Annotated in this window: 16 protein-coding genes; 6 read left to right on the top strand and 10 right to left on the bottom strand. The window is 55.5% G+C overall.

Going from position 1 to position 14,656, the window contains the following annotated elements:
* Positions 1-5 precede the first annotated feature (5 nt).
* The 3 genes from HOP44_RS16025 to HOP44_RS16015 form a co-directional block, all read right to left on the bottom strand.
* Positions 6-695, bottom strand: a complete 690-nt coding sequence (locus tag HOP44_RS16025; protein ID WP_172255081.1) for a DUF4956 domain-containing protein — start codon at positions 693-695, stop codon at positions 6-8.
* Positions 688-1,428: a polyphosphate polymerase domain-containing protein gene (locus HOP44_RS16020; protein WP_172255079.1), complete on the bottom strand. Its 741-nt coding sequence runs from the start codon at positions 1,426-1,428 to the stop codon at positions 688-690. Before HOP44_RS16020 ends, HOP44_RS16025 begins: the two co-directional genes overlap by 8 nt.
* Positions 1,429-1,732: 304 nt before the next feature.
* Entirely contained in the window at positions 1,733-2,335 is a 603-nt protein-coding gene (locus tag HOP44_RS16015) for a TetR/AcrR family transcriptional regulator (RefSeq protein WP_172255077.1), read from the bottom strand.
* 193 nt (positions 2,336-2,528) lie between these two features.
* Between HOP44_RS16015 and HOP44_RS16010 the strand changes: the two genes are divergently transcribed.
* From HOP44_RS16010 to HOP44_RS15995, 4 genes are all read left to right on the top strand, one after another.
* Entirely contained in the window at positions 2,529-3,266 is a 738-nt protein-coding gene (locus tag HOP44_RS16010) for an SDR family NAD(P)-dependent oxidoreductase (protein ID WP_172255075.1), read from the top strand.
* Positions 3,267-3,312: 46 nt separating this feature from the next.
* Positions 3,313-4,086 carry an SDR family NAD(P)-dependent oxidoreductase gene (locus tag HOP44_RS16005; RefSeq protein ID WP_172255073.1) on the top strand — a complete coding sequence of 258 codons (774 nt, stop codon included), beginning with the start codon at positions 3,313-3,315 and terminating at the stop codon, positions 4,084-4,086.
* 200 nt (positions 4,087-4,286) lie between these two features.
* Positions 4,287-4,967: a response regulator transcription factor gene (locus tag HOP44_RS16000; RefSeq protein ID WP_172255071.1), complete on the top strand. Its 681-nt coding sequence runs from the start codon at positions 4,287-4,289 to the stop codon at positions 4,965-4,967.
* Positions 4,967-6,370, top strand: a complete 1,404-nt coding sequence (locus tag HOP44_RS15995; protein WP_246369860.1) for a sensor histidine kinase — start codon at positions 4,967-4,969, stop codon at positions 6,368-6,370. The genes HOP44_RS16000 and HOP44_RS15995 overlap by 1 nt, the downstream gene beginning before the upstream one ends.
* Positions 6,371-6,772: 402 nt before the next feature.
* Here HOP44_RS15995 and HOP44_RS22650 read toward each other — a convergent pair whose 3' ends face one another.
* Complete coding sequence (locus tag HOP44_RS22650; protein WP_246369858.1) at positions 6,773-7,357, bottom strand: SEC-C metal-binding domain-containing protein; 585 nt, start codon at positions 7,355-7,357, stop codon at positions 6,773-6,775.
* Positions 7,358-7,439: 82 nt separating this feature from the next.
* Positions 7,440-8,021 (bottom strand): hypothetical protein, encoded by a 582-nt coding sequence (locus HOP44_RS15985; RefSeq protein WP_425501888.1) that lies wholly within the window; start codon positions 8,019-8,021, stop codon positions 7,440-7,442.
* Positions 8,022-8,255: 234 nt separating this feature from the next.
* Here HOP44_RS15985 and HOP44_RS15980 point away from each other — a divergent pair, with 234 nt between their 5' ends.
* Positions 8,256-9,053 (top strand): phosphatidate cytidylyltransferase, encoded by a 798-nt coding sequence (locus tag HOP44_RS15980; RefSeq protein WP_425501887.1) that lies wholly within the window; start codon positions 8,256-8,258, stop codon positions 9,051-9,053.
* Between the two features lie 96 nt (positions 9,054-9,149).
* Here the strand turns inward: HOP44_RS15980 and HOP44_RS15975 are convergent, their stop codons facing one another.
* Entirely contained in the window at positions 9,150-10,049 is a 900-nt protein-coding gene (locus HOP44_RS15975; RefSeq protein ID WP_172255065.1) for an AraC family transcriptional regulator, read from the bottom strand.
* 145 nt (positions 10,050-10,194) lie between these two features.
* Here HOP44_RS15975 and HOP44_RS15970 point away from each other — a divergent pair, with 145 nt between their 5' ends.
* A complete protein-coding gene (locus HOP44_RS15970) occupies positions 10,195-11,271 on the top strand; it encodes a DMT family transporter (RefSeq protein WP_172255063.1) in 1,077 nt (358 codons plus the stop codon).
* 80 nt (positions 11,272-11,351) lie between these two features.
* Here HOP44_RS15970 and HOP44_RS15965 read toward each other — a convergent pair whose 3' ends face one another.
* From HOP44_RS15965 to HOP44_RS15950, 4 genes are all read right to left on the bottom strand, one after another.
* Positions 11,352-12,026 (bottom strand): hypothetical protein, encoded by a 675-nt coding sequence (locus tag HOP44_RS15965; RefSeq protein WP_343059927.1) that lies wholly within the window; start codon positions 12,024-12,026, stop codon positions 11,352-11,354.
* Positions 12,023-12,577, bottom strand: a complete 555-nt coding sequence (locus tag HOP44_RS15960; protein ID WP_172255059.1) for a hypothetical protein — start codon at positions 12,575-12,577, stop codon at positions 12,023-12,025. The genes HOP44_RS15965 and HOP44_RS15960 overlap by 4 nt, the downstream gene beginning before the upstream one ends.
* A 2-nt stretch (positions 12,578-12,579) precedes the next feature.
* Complete coding sequence (locus tag HOP44_RS15955) at positions 12,580-12,843, bottom strand: hypothetical protein (protein WP_172255057.1); 264 nt, start codon at positions 12,841-12,843, stop codon at positions 12,580-12,582.
* Positions 12,844-13,544: 701 nt separating this feature from the next.
* Positions 13,545-14,603, bottom strand: a complete 1,059-nt coding sequence (locus HOP44_RS15950; RefSeq protein WP_425501885.1) for a DMT family transporter — start codon at positions 14,601-14,603, stop codon at positions 13,545-13,547.
* Between the last annotated feature and the right edge of the window lie 53 nt (positions 14,604-14,656).

The following is a 14,656-nucleotide window of genomic DNA, read 5'->3' as shown; positions in this document are numbered from 1 at the left end:
TTCTATTAATATTCCGCCGTTACCGGAGGAGCCATCGTCAGCGACAGGTCGAGATTGCCGTTGCGGGTCCGGATCGAATCGAGGAACGCTTTCTGGTCGAGGCTTTGATCCATGGTGACGGAATACACGAGTTCGTACAGGCTGCCGAGCTCGGTCGTGCGGATCTTCTTCAGTTCGTGCTGCACGCCGTATTTTTGGAACACTTCTTCAAAGGCTTCTTCGTAGCCGAGATTTTCGGGAATGGTCACTTTGAGCGTTTTCTGCTGCGACTTGCGGGTACCGAATTTGAAGACGCTGAGCGCGAACATGACGACGCAGAGGATCAGGGTGAACAGCACCGCGTAACCGAGCGATCCGACGCCGCAGGCCAGGCCCGCCGCCATCGTGAACAGGACGTAGGTAATGTCTTTGGGATCGCCCGCCGCGCTGCGGAAGCGGATGATCGAAAAGGCGCCGGCCAAGCTGAACGCGCGGGCCACGTTGCTGCCGATCATCAGGATGATGACGGCGACGACGATCGGGAGAATGACCAGCGTCAGCGTAAAGCCCTGGGTATACGTCGCTTTGTTGGTCTTCATGTAGGTTAAGCTGATGATCATGCCCAGAATTACCGCGAGGGCAATCGTCATCAGCGTGTTGGTCAGGGTCAGGTCGGTGGTGCTTGTCGTCGTGCTGTTAAGGATAGAATCAAGCATAAAGCACAGTCTCCTTTTCTACTTTGCCGTTTCTCAGCATTTTTTTGTATTCGTTGCCGTATTTCGAAAAGCTCGTGCGGTACAGTCCGTGCTCGGACAGCATTTTGGACAGCCAGGCCGGTACCGTCTTCTCGGCTTTGACTTCCATCAGCCATTGGCCGGGTTCCATCAGCTGTTCGCCGTAATCGCCGCGTTCCAGCTTGACGTCGTAACGGCGGCAGCGGATATTGGTATCGAACGTGATGCGCAGGTCGCGGCTCGTTTTGTCGAACAGCGCTTTGCGATCGTAAGAGAGATATACTTTCGGTTCCAGGTCGTACAGCCGGAGGAAGTATTCGATCTCGTCGACCACCTGCGGATTCATGTAAGGCTGAAGCTCCGGCGGGTGTCCCGTGCGGACGAATTCGTAAGCTTCGCTTAGTTTCAACGCCGTCCGTCTTTTATTGACCAGGCCGAACACTTTCTTTTTGATTTCGAGATAAACTTTCGCGTCTGCGCTGGGTACGCCGTAAGCACGGAGGCGAAGTTTTTCTTTGTATTTCGGTTTGGCGAGACTTTGGCGGATCAGCGAATCGTGCGGAGTATCGAAATACAGGTTGCTGATCGAATAAAATTCGTTTTTGTTGTATTCGTCTTTCTCCATATATTCCAGCAGCGCCGCGTAAATTTTGAGGTAAGCGGCATGATCCATCAAGTATTTGCTCTCGTATCGGTTGAAGACTTCAATCGCCATGGTTCATCGTTCCTTTCGCTCGTCATTGTCGGTCTTCCCTTGCCATATCCGTATCTTAAGACCGCAACCTTTAGCGAATCTTAAACGATCGTGAAGTTTGTAAAATGCCGCGGCGGAAAGCCGTATTTTTTTACATCCTTTTTACAAAAGGAAGTTTCGAATATCTGGCTTTATCGTTTTGCGCGATCGGTTTGCACAGGCCGGAACGAGGCGGCATAGAGACTGCACGACAATCCGGCCAAAAGAAAAAGAGAACCGGCCTGCCGGTTCTCTTTTTCTTGACGGATGTATGTTTGACAGACGATCATTGCCCCGTATATCGGAACGAATAAATATGAGTCCGCGTCAAATCGATGACCTTTTTGATGAAATCCTCCTGCGATTCCCGAAATCCTCCGGCAATCCAATTCATAATCAACCCGTAAAAACCGTAGGCCGTATATCGTTTGAAATAATCCATATCGACCGGCCGATTATCAATCGTCTCGAACGTAAACTGCTCCATATAGATTTTCAAAAAAGTCCGGGGAATCGCCGTATGCAAACCGGGCAGGGTATCTTCATATTGGATCAATTCAAAAAAGTCACGATGCTTATATATGTAAGTCAGAATATTGAACGAAGGCACATCGAGAGAAGCGGAATACACTTTATTGCCGGGTACATAGGATTTGCCGACCGAATCCTCCAAGCCTTGAAGCATGCCGATCAGCAGATCTTCGGCCAAGGCCGGCTTATCCTGATACTGCACGTAGAAAGTACTTCGGTTATAGGCGGCCGTGTCTACGATATCCTTCACCGTTACGGCATGATACCCTTTGGATTTGATCAACTCAATCAAGGCTGCTTTAAAATGTTCTTTGGTCCGATTACGGCGCGGGGACGCCGCATTTCGCGCTTCCGTCATGCTGCTCCTCCTTATAGGCAAGACACTTCGGCCGGATGTGTCTATGAACCCGACATTTACCGGCACGTTAATGATTGTTATCGACAACCATTGGAGTAAAATAAAGTTGTGAACAAAATAGCACAATTTCGAACTCGGAAACTTTTGAAATGGAGTCCGGCTCGATCTATCTATTATACGGGAGGAATTCGATATGGGAAAATTGCAAAATAAAGTGGCGCTCATCACAGGCGGCGCATCCGGAATCGGAGCGGCGACTGCGCGTTTATTCGTGCAAGAAGGAGCCAAAGTCGTGCTGGCCGACCTGAACGAAGAGAAAGGCAAGGCGTTTGAACAGGAGTTGAAAGCGCTTAATGCCGAAGCCGTATTTATCAAAGCCAATATTACGAACGAAGAAGAAGTGGCGAACCTGTTCAAGCAGGCTATTGAAGCATTCGGCAAAGTCGATATCGTATTCAACAATGCCGGAATCGGGCGCGTTCAACCTTCTCATGAATTGGACTACGCCGAGTGGCGCAATACCGTCAATGTCGATCTGGACGGCGTGTTCCTCGTTGCGCGCGAAGCCATCCGCGAAATGCTCAAAGCGGGCGGCGGTACGATCGTGAATACGGCTTCCATGTACGGCTGGGTCGGTTCGCCGGGGTCGGCAGCTTATAACGCAGCCAAGGGCGGTGTCGTAAACCTGACTCGTTCCCTGGCACTGGAATACGCGGATCAAAACATTCGCGTGAATGCGCTCTGCCCGGGCTTTATCGACACGCCGATCATCCCGGAGGAGAGCAAAAAAGAGCTGGCCGCCGCTACGCCGATGAAGCGTCTCGGACAGGCCGAGGAAATGGCTTCGGCCGTATTGTTCCTGGCAAGCGACGATTCTTCGTACATGACGGGCGGCAGCCTGATTCTGGATGGCGGATACACCGCGCAATAACAAGACTTGCGCTTATAAAAGCATAAAATAAGGAGGCTGTTTTCACATGAGTACATTTGACGGAAAAGTGATCGTAATTACGGGCGCAGCCGGAGGAATCGGCAAAGTAACGGCTCAAAAGCTGGCTGAGCAAGGAGCAAAATTGGTATTGGTAGACTTGAATCTCGAAGCCGTTCAGCAGGTCGTCTCCGAGCTGGGACTGGATTCGGAATGCGCGGTCGCGCTGCAGGCCAACGTTGCCAACGAAGAAGAAGTCAAGGCTTACGTCGATGCCGCCGTAGCGAAGTTCGGCAAGATCGACGGCTTCTTCAACAATGCGGGAATCGAAGGCACGACGGCCAACATCGAAGATTACCCGACCGAGACCTTCGACCTGGTCATGAGCGTAAACGTAAAGGGTACGTTCCTCGGCTTGAAATACGTGATCCCGGTCATGAAAAAGCAGGGCTACGGCAGCATCGTCAACACGGCTTCCGGCGCCGGACTGATGGGCACGCCGGGATTCGTCGGCTATAACAGTTCCAAGCATGCCCTGATCGGCATGACCCGGGTAGCCGCGCAGGAGACCGCTCCGTTCGGCGTACGGGTCAATGCCGTCGCACCGGGCGTAATCAATACCCGGATGATGCGTCAGATCGAAAAAAACACCGTGCCGGGCGATGTCGAAGGCGCTCAAAAAGCATTCGGCGCGGCCGTGCCGATGGGACGTTACGGCGAGGCGGCGGAAGTAGCGAACGTGGCGGTCTTCCTGCTGTCCGACGAGGCCTCTTACGTCTCCCAATCTATCTATACGGTAGACGGCGGCCAACTGGGCCAGTAATCGATCGGACGCTCCGCTTTTTCGAAAAGGCGCTTTCCAACCGGAAAGCGCCTTTTTGCATGCCTCCAAAACGGCCGGCCGCAGACAGTTTCCGTGCAAACTCTTAAGGTTGATTAAAGAATTTCCCGATATAATGAAGGCAATCCAACGCAAAACGACGAACAAATTCAACCAAACTCAAACAGAGGGTGAAGATAAAGATGAGAATCCTGATCGTGGAAGACGAACAGCACCTGGCGGAAGCCCTGTCCCAAATTCTGAAAAAGAACAACTATTCGGTCGATGTCGTGCATGACGGCGAAGACGGCCTGGATTACGCGCTTAGCGGTATTTACGACCTGCTGCTGCTCGATATCATGCTGCCGGGCATGGACGGGATCAGCATTCTCAAGACCGTACGGAGCAAAGGCATGGCCGTGCCGGTCATTCTGCTGACAGCCAAAGGCGAGATTCCCGACAAAATCGCGGGGCTGGACCACGGGGCGGACGATTACGTGGCAAAGCCTTTCTCCTCGGACGAGCTGCTGGCGAGAATCCGGGCAGCCATGCGGCGCAAAGGCGAAGTCATGCCGGAAGACGCTCTGAAATACGGGGATCTGGAACTGAATGCGACCAATCCGAAGCTGACCGTGCGCGGCAAGGAAATCAAGCTCAACCCGAAGGAAAGCGAACTGCTGGAACTGCTGATTCTGCGCAGGCAGGCGGTGACGTCCAAGGAGCAGATCATCGAGAAGCTGTGGGGATTCGATTCGGAAGCGGAGCATAACAACGTGGAAGTGTATATTTCTTTTTTGCGTAAAAAGTTGAATTTCCTCGGCTCGGACACGCGCATTTCGACGATCCGGAGCGTAGGTTACGTGCTGGAGGAGGGCAAAGGCTGATGGGAAAAAGAACCGGCACGGCCGTCAAACACGACCTCTCGAATCCGCTGTTCAGGAAACTGCGCGACCGCTTCCTCATCGTCAATCTGGTTACGATCGTCGTCATTATGCTGGTGGCTTTCGCGACCATCTATACCATCACTTACCGGCAGGTGCAGGGCGAGATCGGCATGGATCTTGCGCGAACGACCAATATGTACCGGGACGGCGGGGGCGGAGGAGAGCCTCGGGGCGACAACGTCGACGGAAATCTGCCCGGCGGAGCGGCCGACGATACGGCAGCCGGTCAAGGCGCGGCGGGAGATGCGGGCGGCGGCTTCAACGGAGGGATGGGCGAACCGCCGGCAGACGGCGGGATGGGCGGGAACGGCACGCCGCCGCAGCGCTCCGTATCGTTCATGCTGCGCACCGACTCGGCGGGTACCCTGGCGGAGACGGAATCCCGCTTCGGCATGACCGACGAGTTCTATGCCGAAGCGCTCCGGCTGGCGTCGGCGGACGGCGGCGACCGCGGCGAATTCATGCTGGACGACAGCCGCTGGACGTTCAGCCGGGTGCAGACCGGCAGCGAGGCAATGTACGTCTTTATCGATACGACGGCACGCCAAGCAATCCTTAAGACGCTGATCTATACGTTTACGGCCGTGGGATTGGCCATGCTCGTCGTGCTGTTCTTCTTCAGCCGCTTCTTCGCGAACCGCTCGATTGCGCCGGTGCGCGAAGCGTTCGAGAAGCAGAAGCAGTTTATCGGCGACGCTTCGCACGAACTCAAGACGCCGCTTGCGGTCATCAATACGAACGCCGACGTGCTGCTCGCGAACCGCGACGAGAGTATCCGCAGCCAGGAGAAATGGCTGCTCTACATCAAGTCGGAGACCGAACGCATGGCGAAGCTGACCGGCGATCTGCTGTATCTGACCGAGATGGACGATTCGCGGATGCGGATGATCCGGTCCCGCTTCGATCTGAGCGAAGCGGTCGAGAACGTCATGCTGACCATGGAAGCCGTCATTTTCGAAAAGGATCTGTCGCTCGATTATGGGATCGAGCCGGATCTACACCTTGTCGGCAGCCGCGAGCAGATCGTGCAGGTGGCGATGATCCTGCTCGACAACGCGATCAAATACGCGAACCCGCGCGGCTCGGTCAAACTATCTCTCCAACGCGAGAACGGCGAAATCTCACTTGCCGTAACCAATACCGGCGAAGGCATTCCCGCCGAGCATCTGCCGCGAATCTTCGATCGCTTCTACCGGACCGACCAGTCGCGGACCCGTTCCCAGGGCGGGCACGGCCTGGGTCTTGCGATCGCGAAGTCGATCGTCGAACAGCACAAAGGGCGGATCTCGGTCAAGAGCACAGTCGGGGAAAAGACGACGTTTATCGTGCAGTTTCCGGCATGAGCAAAAAGCCTGCCCGACTTCCATTCGGAAACCGGGCAGGCTTTGGCGGTGTGTTCAAAAGCATTTGCGTATTAAATTGGGCCTGAAACAGTCTCCAAGCCATGAACGAGAATGAACAGCATCCGAACAGCGCAACGATCAAGATCATGAGGCTGACGCTGATTCCGATCACTCGGTTTGGCTGTGCGTTTGGACAAGCAGGTGCATAAACAGATAACCGAAGACGGCTACAACGGTTAGGATAATTAAAGCGACGGCGGTTAACCTCCTTATTTCAAATAGTCGGGCTTTGTCCAGGTAAACGCATGGGAAATCGGAGTCGGAGTCGCCGCTTCGCTTGCACTTTTGCAGTCGCCTGTGAATCCGCCTTGAAACGTACAAGCCCAACCGAAGCTTCGGTTCTTAGTCGCCGCGCGTTTCTACGGTCAGCTCGAACCCTCCCGCTTTACTCCCGTTTTCCGTATTCTCGACGGCCGGCGTCAGCGTCCAATGCAGCAGTCCGCCGGCTTCGTCCGTCGTCAGCACGGCTCCGGCGATCGGCGCCTCTTCGCCGATCTCTTCGCCCAACGCGGCCGAAGCAAAAGCCAGCAGCGGACGCAGCACGTCACGCTCCTGGAACCCGCCCAGGATCAATCCGCCCCAGACGCGGTTCGCCAGCTCTTCGAGCAGCCGGCGCTCCGACGGGCGGAACCCTTCGCCGTAACGGGTAGACGCGTGCAGCCGCCCGCTCTCCAGGTCTTCCAACAGGTCGCCGGCCAGCGCCATCAGGTCGGCATCCAGCCCTTCCGAACGCCCTTCCGCCTGCAGACGGCCGTTCAAGTCGTTGATCCGGTCCACGTAATGCGTGCGCGGAGCAAATGCCGGATCGGCTTTTTTGAGGCTTGCGAACTTCGCCGAGTCGATCACGGCAAACTCTTTTTCGATGCAGCACTTCTTGTACTTTTTGCCCGAACCGCAGAAGCAGGGGTCGTTTCTTCCGATTTTCAACATACTCTCTCCTTTTGTTGCGGCTGTTCCGCCCTTTTCTTCCGGTTGATCCTGTTCATGCGTATCTTCGGTCCGAATGTTTCTATTCAAGTCTTTCCGCGGCTGCCGGTTCCGGCGCTGCAGCCCGGATCGGCGCATATTCGTTCAGCCTGCCCTCGTACGCCAGCTCCAGCCGCTCGTTCTGGCGGAAGTCGTCGGGCGTCACGAGCGCGGGAAGCTTGTTCCAGATCTTGATGCCCGAACGGTGCAGAATCTCGGCCACGAACTGCGAGCAGAAATACGAGTTGCTGAACTCCACCGGCTCTTTGAGCGCTACGCCGATAATGCCCAGCAGATTATAGAGGTATTTTTCCCGGCTGCGGATAAATACGTTCAGCACCCGCCGCATTTTCTCCACTTCGCGCTCCGTCACCTGCAGTTCGTAGATGACGCAGGTCGTGTTCGGGTAGCGGCTGAACGTTCCCGTACGGATATCTTCGCGGACAAAGCCGCCGTCGATCGGATTGTACGGGTTTTTGCGGCCGAAACTGTACAGTTCCGTCAGCTCGCGGTCGAACGCGATCGAGGCATGATTGTAGGGGGCACGCGTATACGTTCGAATCATCTTCGTAAACAGCGTGCCCGTATTCGTCAGCAGAATATATACGGACCGTTGATCCGTCATCATCGCTCTCCCCTTCCGGGACAAGTTTCGTCTTGCGCCTTTTTGAATGGTTCCTTTATGATAGCATACGCAGGCTTACACGGACTGCTACTTTAACCCTAAGTTGGTGATCCCTTGCTCAGTTCCTATATTGTGCTTCTGCTTGTTCTTGCCGTGCTGATTGCCGCCAACCTCGTCTACGCGTTCGCCAGCCGGCGGCACCGCGATAAAGACTACTCGCCGATCGGCACCCGGATGAAAACCTGGTGGGGCATGTTCTTCATTTTCTGCCTGGCTACCCTGTTCACGCCCGCCGTATCGCTGGTCTCGCTGATGGTCCTCTGTTTCTTCGCGCTCAAAGAATACTTCTCGATGATCCGGGGCACGCGCAAAGCGGACCGGCGGCTGTTTCTATGGGCGTATCTCGCCATTCCGGTGCAGTTCTACTGGATTTATACCGGCTGGTACGGCATGTTTATCGTATTTATTCCGCTGTATGTGTTCCTGATCCTGCCGATCCCGCGTCTTCTGGGCCAAGGGATATTCGGCTTCCTGCGCAGCGTCAGCTCGACCCAGTGGGGGCTTATGCTTATGGTGTTCGGGCTCAGCCACCTGGCGTACTTCCAGTTCGCGACGCCGGAATACGGAGGCGGGCTTGTCCTTTTCCTCGTCGTGCTCACGCAGTTGAACGATGTAATCCATACGGTCGTCTCGCTTTATTTCGGCAAAAAGAAAGTCGTTCCGACCTCCAATCCCTATCTCACCTGGGAAGGATTCGTTTGTTCGTTTCTCGTCACGACGGGAGCTTCGACGCTGCTGGCTCCGTATCTGACCCCGTTCAGTCCCGCCGCGGCGGTGTGGTTCGGCGCCCTGCTGGCACTCGCCGGATTCTTCGGCAGTCTGACCGTCTCCGTGCTGAAGCGCGATCTGCTGGTAGGAGACGAAGACAAAGCGGCTACGCTCAAGAAAAGTTATCTGAGCCAAATCGACAGTTTGACGTATACGGCGCCCGTGTTTTTCCATACGGTACGATACTTCTTCGATTTTATGTGAAAAAGGGATCCGGACAAAGAATGCGGGAGCGGCCGCGCTTCGTTCGCCGTGAGCGGGCGCGGCTTTTTCGCGTCCGTCCGGCCCGGCTTCCGGCGCTCACCTGCCGCCGTTTCCGTTCCCTTCCTTTCTCTTGTACGCCAGCGGCGTGATTCCCGTCTTCACCCGGAATTTCTCGATAAAATGGCTGGCGCTCGCAAATCCGACCCGATAAGCGGTCTCCGTTACGTTAACGTCTCCGCGCAGCAGTTCCATCGACCGGCGAATCCGGTAATCCGTCACATAGCCGAGCGGCGTTCCGTTCAGAAATTTCCGGAAATAGCGGCAGCATTCCGACCGGCTCAGATTGCCCGCGTCCGCGATGTCCTGCAGCTTCACCGGCTCGGCGTAATGCCCATGGATCCAGTTCAGCATATTCTTCATCCGCCGGTTCCGCATGCCCCGTTCTTCGTCCGGATCGGGCCGGGGTCCTCCCGCGATCACGCCGCGCCACAGCGCGGTCAACCGGGAAGCGATCTCCATCTCGTAAAAAGGCGTCTTCTCCTCCAGCAGCCGGTGAACGGCGCCGACATGGCCGAGCAGCTGCCGACCCCGGGACGTGCGTCCGTCGAAGCGTACATAAGGCAGTCCGGCCGCGCCCGCATACGGCGTCAGGTAGGCGTCGTGCAGCTCCTGCGGCAGCAGGAAGCCGGGCGTCGCATTCAACGACAGATACACGCAGCCCGAACGGGCCCGATCCTCCGCGCCGTGCAGGCAGCCCCCGTTGATAAACAGGCCTTCGCCTTCGCGCAGCGTCAGCTCTTCGTCGTTGACCCGGAAGACGCCTTCGCCCCGTTCGACGCGCACGATCTGGATCTCGTCGTGCCAGTGCAGCGGAATACGGCCTTGGAGATGACGGTCGATCCGCGTCTTGTAACAGGCGACGGGCAGCAGCGCCGTACGGTGCAAGGTCAGCTCCCGCAGACTGCCCGTTTCGATAGGGAATTCCCGAACTTGCATAGGCTCACCTCAATATCCCGATAGTTTTGAGTGATATTCGCGTATTTTTCACAGCTTTTTCCGATTAGAATCATCCTATCACGACAGAACGATTCCCGGTAGGCAGAGGGCCTCCGCATCGGATACGGAGAGGATGGGAAGTCATATGACCGACAAGACCGGCAGAATCCCGCGTTCAAACGGCACGGACGCACTTCTGCTGCCGAAGGACGGCGACTTCGGGGAAACGGAGGCGCAGCAGCCGGAGAATGCCGCCGCCAGCGCAAAAGGCCCCGATCCGCGAAGCGGATCGGGACACGGGCTCGGCAGCCGCAAGACCGCCCTGTTCTTCGTCATCGCGGGCGCGGTGCTGTGGGGCGTGGGCGGTACGGTATCGCAGAAGCTGATGCACCATTACGCCGCGGATTCCGCCTGGCTGGTTACGATCCGGCTTCTGGTCGCCGGTCCGCTTCTGCTGCTCCTTCAGTTTGCCCTGAAAGGCCGGCGGCAGATTCTCGGAATCTGGAGAGACCGCGGCACCGCGCCGATGCTGCTGATCTACGGACTGGCCGGCATGCTCGCCGTCCAGTATACGTTCCTGACGTCGATCCGCTACGGCAACGCGGCGGTGGCGACGCTGCTCCAGTATCTCGCGCCGGTCGCCGTGCTGCTGTACTTCCTTCTGCGCACACGCAGGGCGCCGTCCCGACTGGAGCTGGGCACCGCGGGTCTGGCGCTGGCCGGCTGCTTCATGCTGCTGACGAACGGCTCGCCGTCGTCGCTGTCCGTTCCGGCGGCCGCCGTCGTCTGGGGACTGCTGTCCGCGGTCGCCGCCGCGTTCTATACGCTGGCCGCCGTGCCGCTGCTGCGCAAATACGACTCGCTCGTCGTGGTCGGCTGGGCCATGACCGTCGGCGGCCTGGCTCTGAGCTTCGTCCGGCCGCCGTGGAACTCTCCCTGGCCGCCGCTCGACGCCGCCGGTTACGGCTATCTGGCTTTCGTGCTGGTCTTCGGCACGACGCTGGCGTTCTGGTTCTATATCGAGAGCCTGCGCGGTCTTCCGCCGCAGGAGACGATCCTGCTCGGCAGCCTGGAGCCGCTCGCGGCGGTGCTGACCACCGTGGTCTGGCTGCACGAGCCGTTCGGCCTATGGCAGTGGGCAGGCACGTTCTGCATCATCGCGGTCGTGCTGCTGATGAGCCTGGGCGGGAATCGGCGGCAGCGGGGATCGGGGCGGCATTGACGGGGCGGGGTAGGCAGACCGGACAAAAGGCGGCGGCAGCTTCGCTCCGGCGAACCTTCATAGGCGTGCCGATCCCCGGCCTATAAGGTTCCCCAATACACTTCCGTCTCGTAATCGAAAAAGACATTCCCGCCCTGCTGCGTCGCGTCGAAAATCCGGCGCAGCTCTTCCGTCATCGGCTCGTGGTTCGGATGCCCGGGCGCCGGCGCGTACGGCGAGGAATTCAAGCGGCCGCTCAGTCCTTCGAAATCGAATGCCTGACGATTGGCGAACTTCGCCAGCGTCATCCGGCCTTTTCCGAAAAAGCGTTCCAGCTCTTCCGTTTCGACGTTCGACGTGTTCCGGTGGTTCACCTGATGATAATCGGTTCCGTAATCCTGCAGGATCCGCTTGAATTCTGCCCGGTCCGCTTCCCGGTCGAACCACTGGAACGCCTGCGCGTACACGATCGCGCCTACGCCGCCGTTCGGCCGCGGCGTCGACCGATCGGTAACCCGGCCGGCATTTGACGTAAGCCTCCACCCGCTCGGAAAAACGCCGTTTGCTGTCCGTTCCGCGATCCCTCCCGTATATTCAGCTTCATTAAGACTAAGGTGAACATAGTAACTCGTCATGTTCAGAATGTTCAGGCTTGCCCGGCTCAATGCCCATTGAACCAGCATCGAGCACAGTACTGCCAGCAAGGAACACACCAATAGTTGACTTGTCATGTAAATAAACAGCTGAAATGAGCTTGCTCCCAGAGCTTTCCTCAATGAAATTTCTTTCCTTTTAGATAGATCCAAAGATAACTTATGTTTACGCAGTTGATCAAAGCGATCAAAAACAGTTTGTAAGGATAACCCATTACCTCGTTGACGCCTTGTCTGGTATTCTTCTCCCTTTGATAATTTTCGTTTTCGTTAACGACAGCTGCTTGAACACCCGGCTCGATGTCGGTAATTGCGGTGATAAAGCGTTCGATTTCGGCTGTAGGATCGGCATTCGATCTGACGATGAAGCGAAGCAAATGCCGTTTCTCCATTTCTTTCTTTATCGAATCGGGAAGATCTTTAATATCCATATATATTTTGAAATTATAGACATTGATCAATTTTTCGCCTCGATCTTCCCCTGCAATACCCATAACTCGGTAAGTCTTGTCTTCTATGTTCAATGGCCCGATATGATCGGATACAAGCCGGCCTACCACAATCTCGTTAGATTTGTTCGAATCGATAGACGTCCCCTGGAGAAGAGGCGGCGTCCAATCGCCGGGACTCACCAACCCCACGACCGCAACCTGACCGACTTTTGGAAGAACCAATGTCATATCTTCAGTGAGTACGCTGGCTTCTTTAAAAAAGCTTTTGCTTTATTTTGAATGTCGGACAGGTCGGCTTCTTCTGCATTTTTCAACGTAACCGAATAGTAATTTTGAATGTGTCCGTTCTTGGAATGATAAAAATGTTCATCGTAATAACGCTGGGTGGAAAGTGCCACAAGAATAGGAAGTACGGTAAGAAGAAATCCGATAAAAAGCATACTGAATATCTTCTTGCTTGCCAGTATGGCTTTCAAAACCTGTCGCATGGTCGCCTCCAATAAGTAAAACGTGAATAAGGCGTAGTCGGCCTTATTCACGTTATGTAAGATTAGCAGCTTGACCAACCTTAATCCGAGGTTTTCGTTCGTCTGAAACGCACACGCTTTAGATGCGATTTAGGTGGGCGTAACCTTACATTTAACTTGGTCAACGTATAGAGATTATCTAAAATCGATGGCTTTGGACACGTATGCGCTATCTCCTACCATCACCCATTCGTGCGTCGAAGTTCCGCTACTCACAGCACCTGAAGTAAGGAAATTGCCGGAAACGGAATCGGTCGATGCAGCAGGATTTTTCTCGTTGTAAGAAGAAGAACTGTCATTTGTTCTGGCCGAAACCGTCATTCTGTAATAATAAGGTTCGTTTGCTTTACTGGTGACCGCATTGATATTGGCTCTTGCACCAGATCCGTACCAATTAGCGGTAGAGTGCCAATCGATCGAAGCAAAAGAGACAGACGACATGGTTCCTACCAAGACAGCCGCAATACCAAGCGATGCGAAAGACTTTTAGAACAAGTTTTTCATGTGAAAACCTCGTTCCTCTTTTGGGTTAATTTTACTTAAAACTAAATAATAACATGGAGTTTTTTTGTTTGGTTCAATTTTTACTGTGTTTAACATGAAATTCACTTGAAGATAATATTTAATAGAATAATCACAGTGAATTGAGATACATTTCTTGGTCAGTTTTTCGAAGTCTTCCGCTCACGTACGCTCAAGATTACGCCCAGGATCACGATAATCCCGCCGATCCAGTCATCCGGGCGCAGGCTTTCGCCGAGCAGGAAGATCGACAGCGCCACTCCGATGATCGGAACGAGATTCATGAGCGCCATCGCCGTGCCGGCCGTAAGTCCGCGCAGCCCGAAATTGTACAGCATGAACGCCGCAACCGAGCAGAAAACGCCGAGGTACAGCAGGATCCACAGCGATTCCGCCGTCGGCGTCTCCCACTGCTTCCGTTCGATCAGCGCCAGAGGAATAAACGCGATCGTGCCGGCCACCGTCTGATAGAAAGACACCGTGACCATCGAATAACGTCCGACGACCCTGCGCGTGGCGAAGTTGTACACCGCAAACACGAAGCCCGCCGCGATCAGCATCAGATTGCCGACCAGCTCGTGCCCGCCGCCTTCCCCGGGGCCGCCGCCCGAGATCCGGTACACCCCGAAGATCGCCATCGATATCCCGATTCCCCGCATCCACGAGATCCTCGTTTTGAAAAAGAAGAATTCCAGCAGCGCCGTCACCGCCGGATACGAAGCGACGATCAGCGCGGCGCTCGACGCCGTCGTCAGCTGCACCCCGATATTTTCGAGCGCGAAATATACCGTGGTCCCGAGCAGACCGCTTAGGGCCATCATTCCGAGGTCTTTCGGAGCCGGCCGCGTAAACTCGCGCCGCAGCAGCAAGGCGGCGCCCAGAATAACCGAAGCTATCGCGAAACGCGCGGCGCCCAGCGTCAGCGGCGGGAACGAAGCGTACGCGATCTTGGTGCCGACAAAAGACGTGCTCCACAGCAGTATCGCAATTAACGCGGCGATCAGGTAAAGTGTCCGGGCATGCGAAAGCCGGCGATCGCTGCCCATGATTGCGTCGTCCCGATCGATCTCGCGCCGAATCGGCGTTTTCGGCAGCTGCTGCCGAATTTCCTGTTCCGTTAAAACTTCGCCTTGGCCGCTTTTCTCCGTGCCCTGCCGATGTTCGTTCGGCTCACGGCTTTGTTTGGTGATCGATCCCATTTCCGCACCTCCGTAAACGTCTTTTTGCTATCCTGCATATAGTCGCTACCGTT

The organism is Saccharibacillus deserti, from assembly GCF_013618475.1.
GTDB lineage: Bacteria > Bacillota > Bacilli > Paenibacillales > Paenibacillaceae > Saccharibacillus > Saccharibacillus deserti.
Note: the sequence above shows the minus strand (reverse complement) of the source record. Positions and strands in the feature narration are given on the sequence as shown.

Excerpts from the sequence above, each read along its gene's own strand:
- HOP44_RS15955 (WP_172255057.1), bottom strand. The coding sequence starts at position 12,843 with ATGCGACAGGTTTTGAAAGCCATACTGGCAAGCAAGAAGATATTCAGT.
- HOP44_RS16010 (WP_172255075.1), top strand. The coding sequence starts at position 2,529 with ATGGGAAAATTGCAAAATAAAGTGGCGCTCATCACAGGCGGCGCATCC.
- HOP44_RS16015 (WP_172255077.1), bottom strand. The coding sequence starts at position 2,335 with ATGACGGAAGCGCGAAATGCGGCGTCCCCGCGCCGTAATCGGACCAAA.
- HOP44_RS15995 (WP_246369860.1), top strand. The coding sequence starts at position 4,967 with ATGGGAAAAAGAACCGGCACGGCCGTCAAACACGACCTCTCGAATCCG.
- HOP44_RS15970 (WP_172255063.1), top strand. The coding sequence starts at position 10,195 with ATGACCGACAAGACCGGCAGAATCCCGCGTTCAAACGGCACGGACGCA.
- HOP44_RS15985 (WP_425501888.1), bottom strand. The coding sequence starts at position 8,021 with ATGACGGATCAACGGTCCGTATATATTCTGCTGACGAATACGGGCACG.
- HOP44_RS16000 (WP_172255071.1), top strand. The coding sequence starts at position 4,287 with ATGAGAATCCTGATCGTGGAAGACGAACAGCACCTGGCGGAAGCCCTG.
- HOP44_RS15975 (WP_172255065.1), bottom strand. The coding sequence starts at position 10,049 with ATGCAAGTTCGGGAATTCCCTATCGAAACGGGCAGTCTGCGGGAGCTG.
- HOP44_RS16005 (WP_172255073.1), top strand. The coding sequence starts at position 3,313 with ATGAGTACATTTGACGGAAAAGTGATCGTAATTACGGGCGCAGCCGGA.
- HOP44_RS16025 (WP_172255081.1), bottom strand. The coding sequence starts at position 695 with ATGCTTGATTCTATCCTTAACAGCACGACGACAAGCACCACCGACCTG.
- HOP44_RS16020 (WP_172255079.1), bottom strand. The coding sequence starts at position 1,428 with ATGGCGATTGAAGTCTTCAACCGATACGAGAGCAAATACTTGATGGAT.
- HOP44_RS15980 (WP_425501887.1), top strand. The coding sequence starts at position 8,256 with ATGAAAACCTGGTGGGGCATGTTCTTCATTTTCTGCCTGGCTACCCTG.
- HOP44_RS15950 (WP_425501885.1), bottom strand. The coding sequence starts at position 14,603 with ATGGGATCGATCACCAAACAAAGCCGTGAGCCGAACGAACATCGGCAG.